This window comes from Streptomyces sp. NPDC015032 (genome assembly GCF_043080425.1).
GTDB lineage: Bacteria > Actinomycetota > Actinomycetes > Streptomycetales > Streptomycetaceae > Streptomyces.
The window spans coordinates 1-5,327 of record NZ_JBIBVN010000091.1 but is presented as its reverse complement, the minus strand read 5'-3'; the positions used below and the strand labels follow the sequence as shown (position 1 = coordinate 5,327).

Sequence of the window (5,327 nt, the reverse complement as noted above, 5' to 3'; positions counted from 1 at the left end):
GGCCTGCCGCCAGCTGAACTCTGATCCCGAGCCGGATCGGGCCACGCCGACACGTGATCAAGTCGGGCGAACAGGACTCTCCCCGGGGCCCTGGGAGGAATCAGGCAGGTTTTGTCAGATAACGATCGTGATCCCTTGTCAGCGGCTACGGAAACCGAGCGATGGCAGGCCCCGGTGATCGGCGCGACTGACCCGATCCAGGTGGAAACTGTCACGCTTCCTGTTCGCAGAAATGAGTAGTTCTGCGAACGATCAAGCCGCCCCGAAGCCCGTCCGGTTCGTCCCTGATCTTCGTTCTCGGAACCTCCCGCAGAACAGCATTCGCACAAAGCCCCCCGGGTAGCTTCTGCGACATGAACCAGCTCGCCGAACCGGCCGCCGCCGTCGAACAGCTCGACTGCCCCACCTGTGAAGTGCCCGCCGGAAGCACCTCCCGCACCCGTGGTGGCAAGGTTGCCCCGAAGCACCACACCCCGCGCTTCATGCTCGTGCTCCAGCTTTGCGCCGAACTCGAAGTCCGCACCCCCCTCCGACCGTGGCCCCGGCCGCGCACGGGAGATGGGCCCCGTGGTCGACGCCGCAGTGCCGGAGGCCGCGACGAAGACCACGAGGGTGGGTTACGCCCGTTGCAGTACCGCCCAGCAAGAGCTCCAGAGCCGGCTCGACGCGCTCGCCGAGACGGGTTGCGATCCGGTGTTCTCGGAGAAGATCAGCACCCGCATCAAGGTACGGCCCGAGTTCGTCAAGGCCGTGGACTTCGCCCGCACTGTCAAGAAGGCCGTCCCCCGCCGGCGGGTCATTCTCACCGTGCACGAGATGAAGTGGCTCGGACGCGGCGCCGCCGAACTCCTGGTCATCGCCGACGACCTGCGTACCAACGACATCGAGCTCGAACTCCTCACCGGCCCTCTCCAGGGGGTCTACGACCCCTCCGGCATGGCGCCGCCCTCTTCGCGTCCTTCGCCGGCATGGCCGAGTCCGAACGCGAGTGCATCCGTGAAAAGTCCCTCGAAGGACAGGCGTCCGCCCGCGACCGGGGCCGCCACGGAGGACGGCCCAAGGTCTTTGACGACGACATGGCCCACTGCGCCCGCACCTTGCGTGCCAGTGGCGTCTCCATACCCGAGATCGCGGCCAGGCTCTTCATCCCCACCGGCAAGAACAAGGGCCAGAACCCATCCGTAGCCTCGGTCTACCGCGTCCTCGCAGAGGACGAACCGGAGACCTGAGCCGCCGTCCACGGTTCCAAGATCGCGCTGCTATCCCTTCCGGTCATATCTCGGTCAGATCTCGGCTGACCCTCTACGTGCGATCCCTGCGGGCCAACGAGTTTCCCGTCCCCGAGATCGCCCGCAAGCTGGGCATCACCTCGGGCAAGAACCAAGGCAAGCGGCCCTCGGGCGCCACCGCCTACCGCCTCCTCGTCGAAGCCGAAGCGTCCGACGACACCGACGTTGAGCGGGGCGCCTTCGATCCGAAAGCTACTGGCGGGTTACTTGTCACCTGGTTCGCGGCTCGTTAACGGCACCCCATGATGCCTGTGAGTACCACTGACAGGGTTTGGATCAGATGACGAGCGCACCGGACTGCAGCCAAGGCATCGACTCCGAATGCGCCCTGAGGTTTGCCGTGCAGCGCGTACGCGGTGACCGTGCCCAGATCAACGAGGGGATCACCGAGTCTGCGACGCCCACCTGGAACCATGAGCGTGCTGCCAAAGTAGTTCGGTGGCAGATCGAGGACCGGGATGGCGAGCTCGGCTGCGTCGGAGGGTCCGGAAACCTGGACCTGCCCGGGTCGTCGAACTGGTGTGTCCCCGACATTTCCGTTGTCCCCGCCGCCCTTTGTGAGGGTTTCGGGGGCGACGCTTACTGTAATCAGATTTCAAGGAGTTTCGGACAGTGTCGAAAATGTCGATGGCCGGAGTGATATGAGTTAGTTTCATTTTCGATGTCAGGGGCGAGGATACGTAACCAGAAAGCCCCGGAGACGGCGAGAGGATCCATAAATGTTCGGCAAGTCCGTGTTGAGTGTCGCAGCTGTTTCCGTCACGCTGCTCATCCCGGCCACGAATGCCCTAGCTGATCCCGCAGTAACCCGTGAAGTGGTTCGCCATTGTGACTCGGCCCCGGGGTCCCTGGACCTGAAGGCCCGCCTCAAGGGGTATGGCGCATCCTACAAGTCGACCCACGTCCGACTCTGGCAGTACAGGATCTCCGACAAGACCTACGCGGAAGTCACCTCGACCAAACGCCCGGATGCAAAGATCTCCCTGGAGAGGACACTCGGCAACGCACTCCCGAACAGTAAACCCACCATGGTATGCGGACCGACTAAAATCTCCGACCTCAAGAATGGCCGCAACCTCGGGTATTTCAATAATGCGGACCATTCCGTACGGGTTTGCATCCTGTACCCGGAGGAGAAAAAGCACTGTGGTAAATGGTACGCGGAGGACGGTAATGGCGAACACGTCTGAGACCCAGGGCGTCGGCATCCCGCCGAGTTCTTCGTCGGTGACGGGGATAACCCGGCCCCGGGCGAGTTCGTAGCCCCTGCCGATCTCTTCCTGCCCCGGGGGCTTCCCGTCGAACCCGCAGATCTTCCGGGCGTGGATCCGGCCCATGTCGGCCAGGTGGATCTGGCCGAACCGGACCGCGTGGTCTTCTGCCGCGGCCGGGACCTGGGCGGGAATCGTGACCAGGCCGAACGATGTCACGCCGGTCCAGATCGTCGACAGCATACGGGCCCCCGCGGGGCTTCCTGCCTTCCGGTCGTGGTACCGAGGTGAGGACGGCGCATCTTCGCGGCCCGGCTGAGACGCTGTTGTCTTTCTGTGTTTGAGGGCTGCGTTTCTGCTGGTCAGGGATAGGGAGTGCGGTTCCGTGGGAGTGGTGGACTGTTGTGTCACCGCTTCTGTGAAGGTCGTGGATGCCGTCGGTCGTGGGGCTGCTGGAAGAGCGCGAACTCGCTGCTTGCTGCCGTGTGGATGAGTTGTGGGAGAAGACAGACCGCATTCAGGCCGAGTTGATCGTGGCCGAGCAGGAATGGAAGGAGTGGGCGGTGGCCCGCTCACGGGTCGGCGAGGTCCTGGCTCCCACGGTCGAAACCGGGCAGGGCCACGCTCCGGCCGTGCCGGCGCCTTCCGGAGCGACGGCCGCGAAGACGAAGTCGCGGGTGCCTGTGTGGAGCGAGGGGCTGACCTTCTCGGTGCTGGCGCTGGACTGCCAGCGCATCCTCACCGCTCTCGCGGACCGGCACCGTCTCGACCAAGGCCCCTTGACCTGCCAGGAGATGGTCGGCTTGTTCGGCAGGGACGCGGTGCCGGCGAAAGTGGAGGCACTGCGGTCCAAGGCGAAGCGCCTGGTTGTGCGCGGCTGGTTGGTCGAACCGGCACCGGGCGGGTTCCCCCTCGCTTCGGGTGTGAGCGGGCCAGGCGGCGGCTTCTCATCAGATGGGCGAAGAACCGCTCGACGATCCACCACTTGGGCAGCTCCACGAAGCCCTTCTGATCGTCGCTGCGTTTGACGATCACCAGGACCAGGGCGAGCGTGGCCAGGCAGTATTCAATAAGGCTGCCGGTGCAGCCGCCGTCAACCCACACCAGAGTGAGACGGTGGTGTGCGTCGGCCGCCTGCGCGAGCAGGACGTGGGCGGCGGCGCGGTTGCCGGTGTCCGCGGCAGTGACCACGACGTCCAGCAGCACGCCGAGGGTGTCGACCGCATCGTGTCGTTTGCGTTTGTTGGCCAGCTTGCTGGCGTCGTAGCCATGGTTGTCCATACGGATGACGGTGTCCGTTTTGACGGACTGCGAGTCGATCTGCTGCGTGCTCGGTTCCGTGTCCGGGCCCGGCTGTTCGCGGGCCCGTCCGTGCGGCTGGTCGTGGGACTCCTTGATCGGGCCGTGGTCGTGCCAGCGGCAGAAGATGGCGTAAACCCGGTCTCGCAGTGGGAAGTTGGCCGGCATGCCGCGTCTTGTGATCCCGTTGTCCACGAGGTAGGGGATCGCGACCAGTTTGGACCGGTGGCAGTACGTCTGCGGGTGCCTGCCTCGGCCTCACAGTCAGCCAGGCATTGGGAGCAGCGGCCGGACCTGATCCCATTCCGTTTCGGTCATGTCCGACGGATTTGGCCGAACACACTCCGGGTGATCGGCCGTGTTTCCGAAGCGGTGGGCGTAACGGTCACATGACGGGGCAATGGGGTTGAACTCCAGCAGTGCGAGTGCGTACAGCTGCGGCAGCAGGGCCTCCTGGGTCTTGTTTGGCTTGGCGGCTCCGGGCTGCCGAGAGGCCCTGTTCTCATGCCTATGGCCGACGGCGATCACCCGATGGAGACTCCCGTTCGACGTACACAACTTGAGATCGGAACGAAAACAGCGTCTCAAGTTTCACAGGTGGCGAGCGCTCAGAGTGGTGGCTGTGGTGGTAGCTGCTGGTGATTCCGGCGGGGTCGGGTGTGTTGCGGACGTTGTTGTTGATGAGTGCGTCTGTGTGAGGGTGTTGGCCGGTGTTGCCAGGGTGGTGGCTTTTGCTGATCGCGGTTGCGTCTGGTGTATTGCTCGCTGGATCTTTGGTGGGGCTCGGGCTGGGGTCCTGTGTTCGGTTGTTTTGTGGTGGCGGCCCGATACCGGTGATCGTCCGGTCGGGGTTCTGCGAGTGGTCGTGGCAGGTGGTGTCGGCGTTTCGGGCTGAGGAAGCTGGGCTGTTGGTTCCGGTCGTGGTGGTTGGCTTACCGCCGCCTTGTGAAGAGGGGTGTCCTGTCGTATATCAGCCCGGTTGTCGATTTCTATGAGATGGTCTTCGTCCGGCGCGGCTCGCCGGCCACAGCTTTCGATCTGGGCCGTGTCGCCGCCTACGCCGATGTCCGCTGTGCCGGCGGCAGTGAGGAGTTCATGCTGGCCGGTGAACCCGGCACCGTCGGGAGCTGTTGCTGTCGCTGTCGCTGCGGGTCCCGTTCGGCTGTTACAAAACAGCGACAAAGTTCCGATGAACGTCTGCGTCCGTTGTGCCGTCGTTTCTAGTGACCACGCCAATCGGTGCGTAGGTGCCCTTTGGCGCGAAATGCTGTTCTCACCTGGAAAGGGGCAAATCTGTGATGGTCTCGAAGCGGCGCTCTCTGCGCACGGCCGTCGTCGGTGTCTTCGGCGCGGCCTCTGTCGCCCTTGCGGGCACTGCGGTGGCGGTCACCCCGGCTGCGGATACCGTATCCCCGGTGGCCGTTGTGCGGCAGGCCGTGCCTGCCAAGGCGGGTATCACGGCCAAGCCGTCAACGTCCTCCGTCCGCGCCTGGCAGTTGTTCCGGGTCACGGGCCGGACCACCGGTCT

At 64.4% G+C, this 5,327-nt stretch carries 5 protein-coding genes and 3 pseudogenes; 6 read left to right on the top strand and 2 right to left on the bottom strand.

Going from position 1 to position 5,327, the window contains the following annotated elements:
* Positions 1-558 precede the first annotated feature (558 nt).
* The 3 genes and pseudogenes from ACF08M_RS41265 to ACF08M_RS41255 form a co-directional block, all read left to right on the top strand.
* A pseudogene (locus ACF08M_RS41265) lies at positions 559-846 on the top strand (recombinase family protein); the annotation flags it as partial.
* Between the two features lie 122 nt (positions 847-968).
* A complete protein-coding gene (locus ACF08M_RS41260) occupies positions 969-1,229 on the top strand; it encodes a hypothetical protein (protein ID WP_392190458.1) in 261 nt (86 codons plus the stop codon).
* A 77-nt stretch (positions 1,230-1,306) separates the two neighbouring features.
* Positions 1,307-1,522 (top strand): hypothetical protein, encoded by a 216-nt coding sequence (locus tag ACF08M_RS41255; RefSeq protein ID WP_392190456.1) that lies wholly within the window; start codon positions 1,307-1,309, stop codon positions 1,520-1,522.
* A 555-nt stretch (positions 1,523-2,077) separates the two neighbouring features.
* Here the strand turns inward: ACF08M_RS41255 and ACF08M_RS41250 are convergent.
* Positions 2,078-2,743: a Ku protein gene (locus ACF08M_RS41250; protein ID WP_392190455.1), complete on the bottom strand. Its 666-nt coding sequence runs from the start codon at positions 2,741-2,743 to the stop codon at positions 2,078-2,080.
* Between the two features lie 188 nt (positions 2,744-2,931).
* On the opposite strand from ACF08M_RS41250, the gene ACF08M_RS41245 reads away from it, so the two are divergent.
* Complete coding sequence (locus tag ACF08M_RS41245) at positions 2,932-3,528, top strand: hypothetical protein (RefSeq protein ID WP_392190457.1); 597 nt, start codon at positions 2,932-2,934, stop codon at positions 3,526-3,528.
* On the opposite strand, the pseudogene ACF08M_RS41240 reads toward ACF08M_RS41245, so the two are convergent.
* Positions 3,482-3,781: pseudogene (locus ACF08M_RS41240) on the bottom strand (transposase); the annotation flags it as partial. The gene ACF08M_RS41245 and the pseudogene ACF08M_RS41240 overlap by 47 nt on opposite strands.
* A 945-nt stretch (positions 3,782-4,726) precedes the next feature.
* Between ACF08M_RS41240 and ACF08M_RS41235 the strand changes: the two are divergent.
* Together ACF08M_RS41235 and ACF08M_RS41230 are read left to right on the top strand one after the other, a co-directional pair.
* Positions 4,727-5,023 (top strand): phenylalanine--tRNA ligase beta subunit-related protein, encoded by a 297-nt coding sequence (locus ACF08M_RS41235; protein WP_392190454.1) that lies wholly within the window; start codon positions 4,727-4,729, stop codon positions 5,021-5,023.
* Positions 5,024-5,097: 74 nt separating this feature from the next.
* A pseudogene (locus ACF08M_RS41230) lies at positions 5,098-5,327 on the top strand (hypothetical protein); the annotation flags it as partial.